5 protein-coding genes are annotated in these 16,254 nt (G+C 72.6%); all 5 read left to right on the forward strand.

Features of this window, described 5'->3' with window-relative positions; genetic code table 11:
* Nucleotides 1-45 precede the first annotated feature (45 nt).
* The 5 genes from U0177_RS01815 to U0177_RS01835 all read left to right on the forward strand — a co-directional run bounded on the left by U0177_RS01815 (nt 46) and on the right by U0177_RS01835 (nt 16,189).
* The gene (locus U0177_RS01815; protein WP_409568866.1) at nt 46-9,255 is read left to right on the forward strand and encodes an amino acid adenylation domain-containing protein; all 9,210 of its coding nucleotides are present in this window, start codon (nt 46-48) and stop codon (nt 9,253-9,255) included.
* A 6-nt stretch (nt 9,256-9,261) separates the two neighbouring features.
* Nucleotides 9,262-12,540, forward strand: coding sequence for an amino acid adenylation domain-containing protein (locus U0177_RS01820; protein WP_409568867.1), 3,279 nt, complete (start codon nt 9,262-9,264; stop codon nt 12,538-12,540).
* Nucleotides 12,533-14,416: a condensation domain-containing protein gene (locus tag U0177_RS01825; protein ID WP_409568868.1), complete on the forward strand. Its 1,884-nt coding sequence runs from the start codon at nt 12,533-12,535 to the stop codon at nt 14,414-14,416. The genes U0177_RS01820 and U0177_RS01825 overlap by 8 nt, the downstream gene beginning before the upstream one ends.
* Before the next feature lie 17 nt (nt 14,417-14,433).
* Complete coding sequence (locus U0177_RS01830) at nt 14,434-15,795, forward strand: MFS transporter (protein WP_409568869.1); 1,362 nt, start codon at nt 14,434-14,436, stop codon at nt 15,793-15,795.
* Between the two features lie 151 nt (nt 15,796-15,946).
* Nucleotides 15,947-16,189 carry a PspC domain-containing protein gene (locus tag U0177_RS01835; RefSeq protein WP_409568870.1) on the forward strand — a complete coding sequence of 81 codons (243 nt, stop codon included), beginning with the start codon at nt 15,947-15,949 and terminating at the stop codon, nt 16,187-16,189.
* The last annotated feature ends 65 nt before the right edge of the window (nt 16,190-16,254 follow it).

The following is a 16,254-nucleotide window of genomic DNA, read 5'->3' on the forward strand; positions in this document are numbered from 1 at the left end:
CCACTCGGATCGTTGATGGTTAGCCAGGAGATGCCCGGAGGTATTATGCGGCTGCTGCTCACCATGAACCTGCAATATGTGCCCGTCTATGGCGGTGCGAACAAAAGCAACCGCTACCTGCTCGAGGCGCTGGCGCGCAGCCACGATGTGCGCGCGGTGGTGCCGGCGCTGGGCACGCCCAGCCGCCTGACGCTCGAGCAGCTGCGCGCGCAGCTCGCCGCACAGGCGATCGAGGTGCATTCGCACGCCGACGCCGACGTGTTCGTGATGAACGGCGTTGAAGTGCACGCCGTGACCGACCAGCGGCGGATGCGCGGCTACCTGGCCGACCAGATCGGCGCCTTCGAGCCCGACTGGGTGCTGGTCTCGTCGGAGGATCCGTCGCAGAATCTGTTCGCCACCGCGCTCGAAGCCCGGCCAGAGCGGGTAGTTTACCTGGCGCATACGACGTCGTTTCTGCCGTTCGGCCCGCAGGCGTTCTTTCCTAGCGCGGCCCGCGCGGCGATGCTCGGGCGCGCCACCGCGATTGTGACGATCAGCGACTTCGTGGCGGGCTACATCCGCCAGTGGGGCGGCCTCGAGGCCAGCGTGCTGCCGTTCTACTTCTACGGAACCGGGCCATTTGCCAACTTCGCCAGCTTCGACTCCGGCTTCGTCACAATGGTTAACCCGTGCGCGGTGAAAGGCCTGGCGATCTTCCAGGAGCTGGCGCGCCAGCTGCCCGACCTGGCGTTCGCGGCGGTGCCGGCGTGGGGCACGACTCCCAGCGACCGCGCGGCGCTGGCCCGGCTGCCAAATGTGCGCCTGCTCGAGCCGGCCGAGGACATCGATACGATCTTCGCGCAGACGCGCGTGCTGCTCGCGCCGTCGCTGTGGGATGAAGCGTTCGGGCGGATCGTGGTCGAGGCCATGCTGCGCGGCATCCCGACCCTATCCAGCGCGCTCGGCGGCCTGCGCGAGGCCGGGCTCGACGCGGGCACGCTGCTGCCGGTGCGGCCGATCGAGCGCTTCGAGGATCATCTCGACGAAAACCTGCTGCCGGTGCCGCTCGTGCCGCCGCAGGATGTCGCGCCGTGGCGCGACGCGCTCACCGGGCTGCTGAGCGACCGCCAGGCCTACGAGGCGCAGTCGCGGCGCGGGCGCGCGGCGGCTGGGCGGTTTGTCGATGGCCTGAGCATCGCGCCATTCGAAGACTTCCTGCTCGGCCTCGGGCGTGTGCCCGCCGCGCGCGCGCCGGTGCCGGCCCCACCCGAGGCGCCCGCCGCGCCGGCGGGCCTGGCCGAGCTGACGCCCGAGCAGCGCGCGCTGCTGATGCTGCGGCTCCAGCGCCGGTCGGCCACGCGCGAGCAGCCCGCCGAGCCGGCGATCCCGCGCGCCGAGCGCGCCGGCGCCCTGCCGCTGTCGTTCGCCCAGCAGCGGCTGTGGTTTCTGCACCAGCTCGAGCCCGGCAGCCCGCTGTACAACATATCGGTGCCGGTGCGGCTGCGCGGCCCGCTCGACGTGCCCGCGCTCGAGCGCAGCCTGCGCACTGTGGTGGCGCGCCACGAGATCTTGCACACCACCTTCCCGGCCGCCGACGGCCAGCCGCGCCAGCAGATCGGCGCGCCCGAGCCGATCGAGCTGGCCGCGGTCGATCTGCGCGCGCTGCCGCCGGCCGAGCGCGAGGCGGCCGCCAAGCGGCACGGCCAAGCTCAGGCCGAGGCGCCGTTCGACCTGGCGCGCGGCCCGCTGCTGCGCGTGGCGCTGCTGCGCCTAGACGAGCACGAGCACGTCTTGCTCCTGACAATGCACCACATCGTCTCGGACGGCTGGTCGTCGGGCGTGCTGGTGCAGGAGCTGGCGGCGCTGTACGCCGCGTCGCGCGCCGGCCAGCCGCCGGCGCTGCCCGAGCTGCCCATCCAGTACGCCGACTTCGCGATCTGGCAGCGCGAGCAGCTCGCGGGCGCGGCGCTCGAGCGCCTGCTTGGCTTCTGGGCGCGCCAGCTGGCCAACCCGCCCCGGCTGAATCTCGCGACCGATCGCCCACGGCCGGCGGTGCAGAGCTACCGTGGCGCCACCCACCCGTTCGAGCTGCCGGCCGAGCTTGGCCGCGCGCTCAGGCTGCTCGGCCAGAGCGAGCGCGCCACTCCGTTCATGACCCTGCTGGCGGCCTTTGGCGCGCTGTTGGGCCGCTACGCCGGCCAGCACGACGTGCTGATCGGCACGACAAACGCCAACCGCACCCGCGCCGAGGTCGAGCCGCTGATCGGCTTCTTCGTCAATACGCTGGTGCTGCGCGCCGATATGTCGGGCAACCCGAGCTTCCGCCAGCTGCTGGGGCGCGTGCGCGAAATGGCCGTCGAGTCGCTGGCGCACCAGGATCTGCCGTTCGAGCGGCTCGTCGAGCAGCTGCGGCCCGACCGCGACCTGAGCCGGACGCCGCTGTTCCAGGTGATGTTCGACTTGCAGAGCCAGCCCGGCGGCCCCGGCCCCGCGCTCCCTGGCCTAGCGCTCAGCCCGTTCGAGGTCGAAAGCACGATCGCCAAGTTCGACCTGACGCTGCTGATGGCCGAGGCCGGCGACCAGCTGTTCGGCGCCTTCGAGTACAACGCCGATATGTTCGACCCTGCGACGATCGCGCGCATGGCCGAGCATTTCCAACATCTGCTCGCCGCCGCCGTGGCCACGCCCGACAGCCCGCTGGCCGAGCTTGGGCTGCTTGGCGCGGCCGAGCGCCGGCGGCTGCTGGCCGAGTGGAATGCAACCGCCGCGCCGCCGGCCGATCGCTGCGTTCACCAGCTGTTCGAGGCCCAGGCCGCGCGCGCGCCCGATGCTCCCGCCGTGCTGGGCGCGGCGCCGCCGCTGACATTTGGCGAGCTGAACGCGCGCGCCAACCGCCTGGCGCACCACCTGATCGGCCTCGGCGTCGGGCCTGAGGTGATCGTCGGCGTGTGCATGCCGCAGTCGCTCGACCTGCTGGTGTCGCTGCTGGCGATTCTCAAGGCCGGCGGCGCCTACGTGCCGCTCGACCCAGGCTACCCCGCCGAGCGCGTCGCGTTCATCCTGGCCGATCCCCGCGCCCCGCTGCTGCTGACCCAGCAGCGGCTGTGCGAGCGCCTGCCCAAACTCGCCGCCCAGGTCGTGTGCGTCGACGCGCTCGACCTCGCAGCCGCGCCCGCGGGCAACCCCGGGCGCGCCGTGCCACTCGCCGGACTGGCCTACGCGATCTACACCTCGGGCTCGACAGGCAAGCCCAAGGGCGTGCTGGTGCCGCACGGCGCGCTCGCGAACCACGCCCGCGCGGTGGCCGGGCGCTACGATCTGCGGCCAAGCGACCGAACCCTGCTGTTCACATCGCCCAGCTTCGACGTGGCGGCCGAAGAGATCTTCCCCACCTGGATCAGCGGCGCGGCGGTGGCCCTGCCGCCGCCCGATCTGGCCGCGTCGCTGAGCGATCTGCTGCGCTTCGCCGGCGAGCACGCGCTGACCGTGCTGAACCTGCCGTCGTCGTACTGGCACCTGTGGGTCGCCGAGATCGCCCGCGCCGCTGCCGGCATCCCCGCCGCGCTGCGCCTGGTGGTGGTGGGCAGCGAGCCGGCCAGCGGCGCGCGGCTTGCCGAATGGCGCCGCGCCGCCGGCACGCGCGTCGGCCTGCTCAACGCCTACGGCGCCACCGAAACCACGATCACCTCCACGGTCTACGCGCCCGCCGACGACGCCCCTGCCGACCGGAGCCTGCCGATCGGCCGGCCGATCGCCAACACCCGCGCGTACGTGCTCGACCAGGCGCTGAACCCGGTGCCGATCGGCGTGGCCGGCGAGCTGTATATCGGCGGCGCGGGCGTGGCGCGCGGCTACCTGGGCCACCCCGCGCAGACGGCCGCGCGCTTCGTGCCCGACCCGTTCGGCGCCGAGCCGGGCGCGCGGCTGTACCGCAGCGGCGACCTGGCGCGCCGCCGCGCCGACGGCGACATCGAGTTCATCGGCCGCGCCGACGGGCAGGCCAAGCTGCGCGGCTTTCGCGTCGAGCCGGGCGAGGTCGAGGCCGTGCTTAAGCAGCACGCTGGCCTGCGCGACGCGGCAGTGGCCGTGCGCGCCGAAGCGGCCGGCGACCGGCTGGTGGCGTATGCCGTGCCCGAGCCAGGCGCGGCCCCGCACGAGGGCGCGCTGGCAACCGCGCTGCGCGCCTTCCTGGCCGAGCGGCTGCCCGAGTATATGCTGCCCTCGGCGTTTGTGCTGCTGCCCGCGCTGCCGCGCACGCCCGGCGGCAAAATCGACCGCCGCGCGCTGCCCGCGCCCGAGATCGCCCGGCCCGAGGCCGCCCCGGCCGAGCCGCAGACGCCCGCGCAGGCCACGCTGGCGGCGATCTGGCGCCAGGTGCTCGGCCGCGAGCACATCGGCATCCACCAGAACTTCTTCGAGCTGGGCGGCGACTCGATCCTTAGCATCCAGGTGATCGCGCGCGCCAACCAGGCCGGGCTGCGGCTGGCGCCCCGCCAGATCTTCCAGCACCAGACGATCGCCGCGCTTGCGGCGGTGGCCGGCGCCGCCCCGGCTATCGCCGCCGAGCAGGGGCTGGTGGCCGGGCCGCTGCCGCTCACGCCCATTCAGCGCTGGTTCTTCGAGCAGCCGCTGGCCAGCCCGCAGCACTACAACCAGGCGCTGCTGTTCGAAGTGCGCGAGGCGCTCGACCCCGCGCTGCTTCAGGCCACGCTCGGCCACCTGAGCCGCCACCACGACGCGCTGCGGCTGCGCTTTGCCGCCGAGCCGGGCGGCTGGCAGGCTACGATCGCGCCAGCCGATGCCGAGCCGGCCCTCACCACCGTTGAGCTCGGCGGCCTGCCCGCCGCCGAGCAGGCCGCCGCTATCAGCGCCGCCGCGGCCCATCTACAGGCCGGCTTGAACCTGGAGCAGGGGCCGCTCGTGCGCGCGGCGCTGTTCGGCTTGGGCACGCACGCGCCTGGCCGGCTGCTGCTGGCCGCGCACCACCTGCTGGTCGACGGCGTGTCGTGGCGCATTCTGATCGAAGACCTGCTGGCGGCCTACGCCCAGCTGCGCCAGGGCGCGCCGGTGGAGCTGCCGGCCAAAACCAGCTCGTTCAAGCAGTGGGCCGAGCGCCTCGCCGCCCATGCGCAGTCGGATGAGCTCCGCCGCGAGCTGGATTTCTGGCTGTCGCAGCCGTGGGCGCAGGCCACGCCACTGCCCGCAGACTCGCCGGCCGGCCCGGGCGCCAACCGCGCCGCCGAGGCGCGCACGCTCCACGTGGCGCTCGACGCCGCCGAAACCGCCGCGCTGCTGCACGCCGTCCCGGCTGCCTACAACACGCAGATCAACGACGCGCTGCTGGCCGCGCTCGGGCTGGCATTCGCCGATTGGCTCGGCCGCTCGGCGCTGCTGGTCGAGATCGAGGGCCACGGCCGCGAGCCGCTGTTCGACGACATCGACCTGTCGCGCACGGTTGGCTGGTTCACCAGCATGTTTCCGCTGGTGCTCGATCTGCGCGCGGCCGGCGGCCCGGCCGAGGCGCTCAGGGCCACAAAAGAGCAGCTGCGCCGCGTGCCGCACAACGGCATCGGCTATGGCCTGCTGCGCTACCTGAACGAGCCGGCTGGCGCCGCGCTGCGCGCGCTGCCGCAGGCCCAGGTCAGCTTCAACTACCTCGGCCAGATCGACCAGACGCCGGCTGGTGGCGCGTTCGGCCCGGCCCCCGAGCCGCCCGGGCCCTCGCAGAGCCCGGCCGACCCGCGCTCGCACCTGATCGACATCAACGCGCTGGTGGCGGGCGGCTGCCTCCATGCCGAGTGGACGTACTGCCCGCGCATCCATAGCGCCGAAACGATCGAGCGGCTGGCCCAGGACTTCGCCGGCGCGCTGCGGGCGATCATCGCGCACTGCCGCCAGCCCGAGGCCGGCGGCTACACGCCTTCCGATTTCCCGCTGGCGCGCCTGAGCCAGCCACAGCTCGACGCGCTGATCGGGACGGGGCCGCGCGCCCGCGCCGCGATCGACGACATCTACCCGCTCGCGCCGATGCAGCAGGGCATGCTGTTCCACAGCCTGTACGCGCCCGAGTCGGGCATATACGTCGAGCAGCTGAGCTGCGAGCTGCGCGGCGCGCTCGACACGCAGGCGTTCGAGCAGGCCTGGCGCCACGTGGCCGCCCAGCACCCGATCCTGCGCACGAGCTTCGCCTGGGAAGGGCTCGACGCGCCGCTCCAGCTGGTGTGGCGCGACCCGCCGCTGCCGGTCGAGCGCCACGACTGGCGCGGGCTCGCGGCCGCCGAGCAGGCCGCCCGGCTCGAGCGCTACCTCGCGGCCGATCGCCGGCGCGGCTTCGCGCTCGGCGCCGCCCCGCCTATGCGCCTCGCGCTGCTGCGCACCGCCGACGAGCGCCACGTCTGCGTCTGGACACACCACCACCTGCTGCTCGACGGCTGGTCGGTGCCGCGCGTGCTCGCGGCGGTGTTTGCCGGCTACGAGTCGTTCGCGCGCGGCCAGGCCGCCGCGCCGGCAAACGCCCGGCCGTACCGCGACTACATCGCCTGGCTCGAGCGCCAGGACCGCGCCGGGGCCGAGGCGTTCTGGCGCCAGGCGCTGCGCGGCTTCGGCGAGCCAACCCCGCTGCCGCCCGGCCGGCCCGGCCAAACTGAGGGCCGCCGCGAGCTGCTGACGCGCTTTGTGCCGGCTGAAACACTGGCGGCGCTGCGCGAGCTGGCGCGCGGCCAGCAGCTGACGCTCAACACCCTTGTGCAGGGCGCCTGGGCGCTGCTGCTCAGCCGCTACAGCCGCCAGGCCGATGTGCTATTTGGCGCGACTGTCGCGGGCCGCCCGGCCGACCTCGACGGCGTCGAGGAGATCGTCGGCCTGTTCATCAACACGCTGCCGGTGCGCGCGCACGCCACTCCCGGCGCGCCGCTGCTTGGCTGGCTGCGCGATCTGCAGGCCCGCCAGGCCGAGCTGCGCCAGTATGAATACACGCCGCTGGCGCAGATCCAGGCCTGGAGCGAGCTGCCCCACGGCACGCCGCTGTTCGAGAGCCTGGTGGTGTTCGAGAATTACCCGCCCGCGCAGGCGCTCGGCCAGCACAGCGGCAGCCTCAGCATCCACGACGTACGCTCGTTCGAAGTGACGAACTACCCGCTGACGCTGGTGGCCGCGCCGGGCCCTGAGCTGATGCTCCAGCTCGCCTACGACAGCGAGCGCTTCGCGGCGGCGACGATCGAGCAGGTGCTCGGCCACCTGCAGGCGCTGCTGCAGGCCATGGTCGCGCACCCCGGCGCCACGCTGGCCGAGTTGCCGATGCTCACCCCGGCCGAGCGCCGCCAGCTCACCGCCCGCCCGCCCGCCGCCGGCTTCGCGCCGGGCGCGTGCCTGCACCGCCGCTTCGAGGCTCAGGCGGCCCGCGCGCCCGAGGCAACCGCGCTGGTGTTCGAAGAACAGCGCGTCGCCTACGGCGAGCTGAACGCGCGCGCCAACCGCCTGGCGCACCACCTGCGCGCGCTCGGCGCCGGGCCTGGTCGGCTCGTCGGCCTGTACCTCGAGCGCTCGGTCGAGCTGGTGGTCGGCATCCTCGGCATTCTCAAAGCCGGCGCCGCCTACGTGCCGATCGACCCGGCCTACCCCGCCGAGCGCGTCGCGTTCATCCTGGCCGATGCGCGTGCCCCGCTGCTGCTGACCCAGCAGCACATGCGCGCGGCCCTGCCCGCGCTCGCCGCCCAGGCAGTATGCCTCGACGCCGACTGGCCGGCGATCGAGGCCGCCAGCGCCGAGAACTTGCCGGGCGAGCAGCCCGCCAGCGACCTGGCATACGTTATCTACACCTCGGGCTCGACCGGCCAGCCCAAAGGCGTGCTGATCGAGCACGGCCACGTCGGCCGCCTGTTCGCCGCTACCCAGCCGTGGTTCCACTTCGATCAGCGCGATGTCTGGACGCTGTTCCACTCCTACGCGTTCGACTTCTCCGTCTGGGAGCTGTGGGGCGCGCTGCTGTACGGCGGCCGGCTGGTGGTGGTGCCCTACCTCACCAGCCGCGCGCCCGAGGCGTTCCACTCGCTGCTCGCCGCCGAGCGCGTGACGGTGCTGAACCAGACGCCCTCGGCGTTTCGCCAGCTGATCGCTGCCGACGAGCGCCCCGAGGCCGCGCGCGACCTGGCGCTGCGCCTGGTGATCTTCGGCGGCGAGGCGCTCGACCCCGCCAGCCTGCGGCCGTGGTTCGCGCGCCACGGCGACGCGCGCCCGCAGCTGGTGAACATGTACGGCATCACCGAAACCACCGTGCACGTCACTTACCGGCCGATCGCGCTCGCCGACCTCGGCCAGGCCGCCAGCGTGATCGGCGCGCCCATCCCCGACCTGCGGCTGTACCTGCTCGACGCCCAGCTCCAGCCGGTGCCGCTGGGCGTGCCCGGCGAGCTGTTCGTCGGCGGCGCGGGCGTTGGCCGCGGCTACCTCGGCCGCCCCGAGCTTACCGCCGAGCGCTTCGTGCCCGACCCGTTCGGCGCCGAGCCCGGCGCGCGGCTGTACCGCAGCGGCGACCTGGCGCGCTTTCTGCCCAACGGCGACCTCGAGTACCTTGGCCGGATCGACCACCAGATCAAGATCCGCGGCTTTCGCGTCGAGCTGGGCGAGATCGCCGCCGCGCTGGCGCGCCACCCCGGCCTGCGCGAAAGCGCGGTGCTGGCGCGCCGCGACGCCGACGGCGACGCCCGCCTGGTCGCGTATGTCGTTCCGCGCGCCTCCGCCGCCGCAAATGCCTCCGAGCTGCGCGCCTGGCTGCGCCAGAGCCTGCCCGAGTATATGCTGCCCTCGGCGTTTGTGATGCTCGACGCACTGCCGCTCACGCCCAACGGCAAGCTCGACCGCCGCGCGCTGCCCGCGCCCGACCAGGCGCGGCCCGAGCTGAGCGAGGGCTTTGTGGCGCCCTCCACCACCACCGAGCGCGCGCTCGCCAGCCTGTGGGCCGAGGTGCTTGGCGTCGCGCGCGTCGGCGTACACGACAACTTTTTCGACCTCGGCGGCGACTCGATGCGCAGCATCCAGATCCTCGCCAAAGCGCGCGAGCACGGCCTGGAGATCTCGCTCCAGCGGCTGTTCGCGCTGCAGACGATCCACGCGCTCGGGCGCGAGATCGACGCAGGCGCCGGCACCGCGCCCGCCCCGGAAGAGCAGCCGGCCCAGCCGTTCAGCATGCTCTCTGCCGGCGATCGCGCCCGGCTCACGCCGGCCGGCGAGCCGGTGGCCCAGGCCGCCCACGAGACACCCGAAACCCTTAGTTGAGGCAGTATGAAGCCAACCGCCATGCCAACCGACGCCGTGGAAGACGCCTACCCGCTCACGCGGCTGCAGGCCGGGATGCTGTTCCACAGCGAATACCAACCCGACAGCGCGATCTACCACGACATTTTCAGCTACCAGCTCCGCGCGCCATTCGACGCGCAGGCCCTGCGCGACGCCCTGCAGCAGCTCGTCGACAGCCACCCGATCCTGCGCACGTCGTTCGAGCTGGCCAGCTTCAGCCAGCCGCTCCAGCTGGTGCACCGCGCCGTGGCCGCGCCGCTGCAGATCGACGATCTGCGCCCGCTGGCCGAGAACGAGCAGGCCGCCGCGCTGGCCGCCTGGATCGAGGCCGAGAAGCGCCGGCCGTTCGACTGGGCCGCGCCGCCACTGCTGCGCTTCCACGCCCACCGGCGCGCCGCCGACTCGTTTCAGTTCTCGGTTAGCTTCCACCACGCCATCCTCGACGGCTGGAGCGTGGCCTCGATGCTCACCGAGCTGTTCCAGCGCTACCTGGCGCGGCTCGGCAAGGCCCCGGCCCCGGCCCCGCCGCCGCGCGCGACTTTCCGCGACTACGTTGCGCTCGAGCGCCAGGCGCTCGAGTCCGAAGAGTGCCGCCAGTTCTGGCGCCGCGCGCTCGCCGAAGCTAGCACCACCACGCTGCCGCGCTGGCCCGCCGGCGCCGAGCGCCCCGCCCGGCGCGTGGCCCGCTACGATGTGCCGCTGGCCCCCGAGATCGGCGCTGGCCTGCGCGAGCTGGCCCGGCGCGCGCAGGCGCCGATCGCCACGGTGCTGCTGGCCGCGCATGGGCGCGTGCTGGCCCTGCTCGGCGGCACCACCGATGTCGTCACCGGGCTGCTCTCGAATGGCCGGCCCGAGCACGCCGACGGCGAGCGCGCGCTCGGCCTGTTCCTCAACGCGGTGCCGCTGCGCCTCCAGCTCGGCGGCGGCAGCTGGCTGAGCCTGGTGCGCGCAACCTTCGCCGCCGAGCAGGCGCTGCTGCCGTTCCGGCGCTACCCGCTGGCCGAGATCCAGCGCCTGCTCGGCCGCCAGCCGCTGTTCGAGAGCATGTTCACCTTCACCAATTTCCACGTCTACGCGCGCCTGGCCCAGTTCGACGAGCTGCAGGTGCTCGGCGCCGACCTGTTCGAGGAAACCAACCTGACGCTTGACGCCAACTTCAGCCAGGATACCGGCTCGGCCCAGGTGTTCCTCTCGCTCTCGTACGATGCGTCAGCCTTCGGCCCGGCCCAGCTGGCGGCGATCGGCGGCTACTACGCCCGCGCCCTGGCCGCCATGGCCGCCAGCCCGGATGCCCGCTACGAGCACTGCGACCTGCTCGGCGCCGGCGAGCGCCAGCAGCTGCTGCACGGCTGGAACGACACCCGCGCCACCTACCCAGCGGCCACGCTGCACGGCCTGTTCGAGGCCCAGGCCGCCCGCACGCCCGAGGCAACCGCGCTGGTGTTCGAGGGCCAGCAGCTCAGCTACGCCCAGCTCGACTGGCGCGCCAACCGCCTCGCTCGCCGGCTGATCGAGCTGGGCGTGGCGCGCGACGATCTGGTCGGCATCTGCGTCGAGCGCTCGGTCGAGCTGGTGGTGGGGCTGCTGGCGATCCTCAAGGCCGGCGCCGCCTACGTGCCGCTCGACCCAGGCTACCCCGCCGAGCGCCTCGCCTTCATGCTGCGCGACGCCGCCCCACCGGTGCTGCTGACCCAGCCGCACCTGGCCGGGCGCCTGCCCGCGCACGGCGCGCAGGTGCTCGTGCTTGCCGCCGACGCGCCCGGCGAGCCCGCGCCTGTGCCGCCGCCGGCCGCCGCGCTCTCGGGCGAAAACCTGGCCTACGCGATCTACACCTCGGGTTCGACCGGCCAGCCCAAGTGCGCGATGAACACCCACGCCGCGATCGTCAACCGGCTGCTGTGGATGCAGGCGGCCTACCAGCTCGCCGCCGACGACCGCGTGCTCCAGAAGACGCCCTTTAGCTTCGACGTGTCGGTCTGGGAGTTTTTCTGGCCGCTGATCGCCGGCGCGCGGCTGGTGATCGCCCGGCCCGGCGGCCACCAGGACCCGCGCTACCTCGCCGACACGATCGCCGAGCACGCGATCACCACCGTGCATTTCGTGCCGTCGATGCTCCAGCTGTTTCTCGAAACCCCCGGCCTGGCGCGCTGCGCCAGCCTGCGCCGCGTGATCTGCAGCGGCGAGGCGCTGCCTGCCGACCTGCGCGACCGCTGCCTGGCGCGCCTGCCGGCCGAGCTGCACAACCTGTACGGCCCAACCGAGGCCGCAGTTGACGTAACGGCATGGGCCTGTGCGCGCGGCGACGCGCGGCCTGCCGTGCCAATCGGCCGGCCGATCGCCAACACCCAGATCTACCTGCTCGACACACAGCTCCAGCCGGTGCCGCTGGGCGTTCCCGGCGAGCTGTATATCGGCGGCGCCGGCCTGGCGCGCGGCTACCTGCGCCGCCCCCAGCTCACCGCCGAGCGCTTCGTGCCCAGCCCGTTCGGCCCCGAGCCCGGCGCGCGGCTGTACCGCAGCGGCGACCTGGCGCGCTTTCTGCCCGACGGCGCGATCGAGTTCCTCGGCCGGATCGACCACCAGGTCAAGATCCGCGGCTTCCGGATCGAGCTCGACGAGATCGTCGCCGCGCTGGCCATGCATCCCGGCGTGCGCGAAAGCGTGGTGCTGGCGCGCGAAGATGCCCCCGGCGACCGCCGGCTGGTGGCCTACGTGGTGCCGCGAGCCACCCCCGCCGCCGATGGCCTGGTGGCCGAGCTGCGCGCGCTGCTGGCGGCGCGCCTGCCCGAGTATATGCTGCCCTCGGCGTTTGTGCTGCTGCCCGCGCTGCCGCTTACGCCCAGCGGCAAAGCCGACCGGCGTGCGCTGCCGCCGCCCGACATGGCCGCCAGCCGCAGCGAGCAGCCGTTCGTCGCGCCGCGCACCCCCGTCGAAGCCAGCGTCGCGGCAGTATGGGCCGAGGTGCTCGGCCTCGCGCGGATCGGCGTGAACGACAATTTCTTCGAGCTGGGCGGCCACTCGCTGCTGGCAGTCGAGATCATCTTCAAGCTGCGCGAGCGCTTTCAGGTCGATCTGCCGCTGCAATCGCTGTTCGACGCGCGCAGCGTCGCCAACCTCGCAACCCTGATCGTCCAGCGCACCGCCGAGCAGGCCGACAGCGCGCTGCTGAGCGAGCTGCTGGCCGAGCTTGAGGATCTGCCCGAAGACGCCGTGCGCCAGCTCTTCGCCGATACGCCCGAGCTACAGGAGCCACCCCATGAGTGACACTGACTTCTCCGCTCGCGTCGCGGCGCTCTCGCCCGAGAAGCGCGAGCTGCTGCTGCGCCGACTCAACAGCCAGGGCCGCGGCCCCTCCGGCGACGCGCTGCCCCAGCTCGTGCCCGACGCCGAGCAGCGCCACGAGCCGTTTCCGCTCACCGACATCCAGCAGGTCTACTGGGCCGGGCGCAGCGGCCTGCTTGATCTGAGCGGCTGCGGCACAAACGTGTATATGCAGTACGAGATCGGCGGGCTTTCGGGCCGGCAGATCAGCGAGTTCGGCCGGCGCGTCGAGCTTGCCGTGCGCGGGCTGGCTGGCCGCCACGATATGCTGCGCGCGGTGGTGCTGCCCGATGGCCGCCAGCAGATCTTGCCCGAGGCGCCGCCGTTCTCGCTGCCGATCGACGACCTGCGCGGCCGCGCCGACGCCGACGCCGCCGTGCGCGCCGTGCGCGACCGGCTGTGCTTCGGCACGGCGCCGATCGACCGCTGGCCGCTGTTCGACCTGCACGCCCAGCGCCTCGACGGCCAGCGCATTCGCCTGCATATCCGCGTCGACGCGATGCTCGTCGACGGCACGAGCCGGATCATGCTGCTTAGAGAGCTGTTTACGCGCCTGGCCGACCCGTGGGTGGCCCTGCCGGCGCCCGAGTGCAGCTACCGCGATTACGCGCTGGCCTGGGCCAGCTGGCAGAACACCGAGCTGTTCCGCCAGTCGCGCGAGTACTGGCTGCGCCGGCTGCCCGAGCTGCCGCCGCCGCCACAGCTGCCGCTGGCCCGGCCGCTCGCGCCCGGCGCGCCCAACCGCTTTGTCAACCGGCAGGCCCCGCTGCTCGGCGCCGACGCCTGGCAGCGGCTCAAGGCCCGCGCCGCCACGGCCGGGATCAGCCCATCGGGCGCCGTCACCGCCGCCTTCGCCGAAATGCTGGCCGAGTGGAGCGCCGCGCCGCGCTTCACCATCGGCCTGGTCGGCACCTTTCGCCCGCCGCTGCACCCGCAGATGCGCGAGATCATCGGCAACTTCCACACGCTCTACCTGCTGGCCGTCGCGCCCGGCGGCGCAACCTTCGAGGCCCGCGCCCAGCGCATCCAGCAGCAGATCGGCGCCGACCTCGAGCACCGCTACTTCTCGGGCTTCCAGGCGCTGCGCGAATGGAACCGGCTGCGCGGCCTCGGCGGCACTGCGGCCATGCCCATCCTGTTCAACAGCGTGCTTGAGTATAGCCACCCGGTCTACCAGCAGGCCGAGAGCGCCGCGCCCGCCGCGCCGCCGCCGCCCGCCGAGCACCCAACGCTGCTCCAGCGCCTGCGCAAGCGCATCGTCGCGCTTGCGCGCCAGCGGCTCGACCGCGCGCCCCAGATCAGCGAGGTCGAGGCCGGCGCCTACACCCCGCAGATCCTGTTCGCGCCGACCATCTCGCAGAACGGCGCTGGCGAGCTGGTGTGCGCCTGGCTCGCGCTCGAAGACGCGTTCCCCGCTGGGCTGCTCGACGGCATGCTCGAAACCTACCGCCAGCTGCTGCTGCGCCTGGCCGACGATCCGGCCGCCTGGGATGCGCCGCTGCCACAGCCGCGCGCCGCTGCGACGCCGCCAGCTATAGCCGCGCGCCAGCCGCCGGCCGCCACGCTGCCCGTCGCCCCGCGCAGCCAGCCCGAGCGCCAGGTCGCGCAGCTCTGGGCCGAGCTGCTGCCCCAGCCGCCGCGCGGCGTGGCCGACAACTTCTTCGATCTCGGCGGCGACTCGTTCACGCTGGTGCGGCTCGCCGCCAGGCTGCGCGAGCAATTCGGGCACGATCTGCCGCTGGCCGCGTTTCTGCGCGAGCCAACGATCGAGCAGCTGGCGCGCCTGCTCGATCCTGCCATAGGCCAGGCGCTGGTTTGAAACAAAAGGAGAACCCCATGCCACAGCCGACCGTCGCGCGTGGAATGCGCACCTTTGTGATCATCTGGATCGGGCAGCTGGTGTCGATCCTGGGGTCGAGCCTCAGCAGCTTCGCGCTGGGCGTGTGGGTCTACCAGCGCAGTGGTTCGGTCACGCAGTTCGCGCTGGTGTCGTTCTTCTTCGCGCTGCCCGGCCTGCTGGTGGCCCCGCTGGCCGGCGCGATCGTCGACCGGGCCGACCGGCGGCGGATCATGATCCTCAGCGACACCGGCTCGGCGCTGCTCACCCTGCTGATCGCGCTGCTGCTGCTGGCCGGGCGGCTCGAGGTCTGGCATATCTACCTGACGACGATCGCCGCCTCGATCATTCTGGCGTTCCAGGGGCCGGCCCACGCCGCCTCGACGCCGCTGATCGTGCCAGAAGAGCAGCTCGGCCGCGCGAACGGCATGGCCCAGATCGGCGGCGCGGCCAGCCAGATCGCCGCGCCGGTGCTCGCCGGGGCGCTGCTGGCGCTGATCGGCATCCAGGGCGTCTTCGTGATCGACTTCGCGACATTCCTGTTCGCCGTCACTACCCTGCTGCTCGTGCGCATCCCCCAGCCGCCCGCCAGCGCCGACACCACCGGCGCGCGCGGGTCGCTGCTGCGCGAGGCCGCCTACGGCTGGACATACCTCGCCGCGCGGCCGGGCCTGCTCGGCCTGCTGCTGCTGTTCGCCAGCGCTAACTTCCTGCTCAGCACCGTGGTGGTGCTCGTCACGCCGCTGATCCTCTCGGTGTCTAGCCCGGTGATCCTCGGCACCGTGCTCTCGGTCGGCGGCGTCGGCATGCTGCTCGGCTCGATCGCTATGAGCGTCTGGGGCGGGCCGAAGCGCCGCGTCTACGGCGTGCTGGGCTTTATGTTCCTCGGCGGCCTGTTTATCGCCCTCAGCGGCGTGCGCGCCTGGGTGCCGCTGTTCATCGCCACCGCCTTTGGCTTCCTGTTCACTCTGCCGATCGCCAACGGCTGCACCATGAGCATCTGGCAGACCAAGGTCGCGCCCGACGTTCAGGGCCGCGTGTTCGCCGTGAGCGATATGGTCGGCGGCTTCACCCGCCCGATCAGCTTCCTGATCGCCGGGCCGCTGGCCGACCGCGTGTTCGAGCCGCTGCTAGCCCCCGGCGGCGCGCTGGCCGGCAGCATCGGCCGGCTGATCGGCGTCGGCGCGGGCCGCGGCATCGGCCTGCTGTTCATCGTGATGGGCACGCTGCTAATGCTGGTTTCGGCCGCGGGCTACCTGTACCCGCGCATCAAGCTGCTCGACACCGAGCTGCCAAACATGCTCCCGGTGGCGAGCGCCGACGAGCAGCCCGGCGGGGTTGTTTCGGCGCCAAGCATGTAGCCGCGCTTTCCGCGCCGGCCGATCTACAACTTTTGGCCGATACGAGATCAGCCTAGCGGCCGCAACACCACGCCGCAACCTGCCGTCGAAGCAGCAGGAACGAAATAGCGCGGCGCAATTCGCGGCCGGCTACGTAAGAAAGGAATACATCGTGAACAAGCAGCTGACTCGTAACCCCAACGATAAAATCATCGCCGGTGTCGCCAGCGGTATTGCCGATTACTTCGGCATCGATGCGACAATCGTGCGGATCATTTTCCTGCTGCTGCTGCTGCCCGGCGGCATAAGCCCGCTGGTGTACGTGCTCTTGTGGTTCGTGATGCCCGAGCGCGCTAGCAGCGCCGCCGAGCCTCACCGCTTCGATCCATACACCGGCGAGCCGATCAGCCACTAGCCCGCCACGCGTACCTGCTCAAGGCACAGCACGCCGGCCGAACCAAGAGGTTCGGCCGGCGTGCT

The sequence above is a fragment of the Kouleothrix sp. genome (genome assembly GCF_046328425.1).
Lineage (GTDB): Bacteria > Chloroflexota > Chloroflexia > Chloroflexales > Roseiflexaceae > Kouleothrix.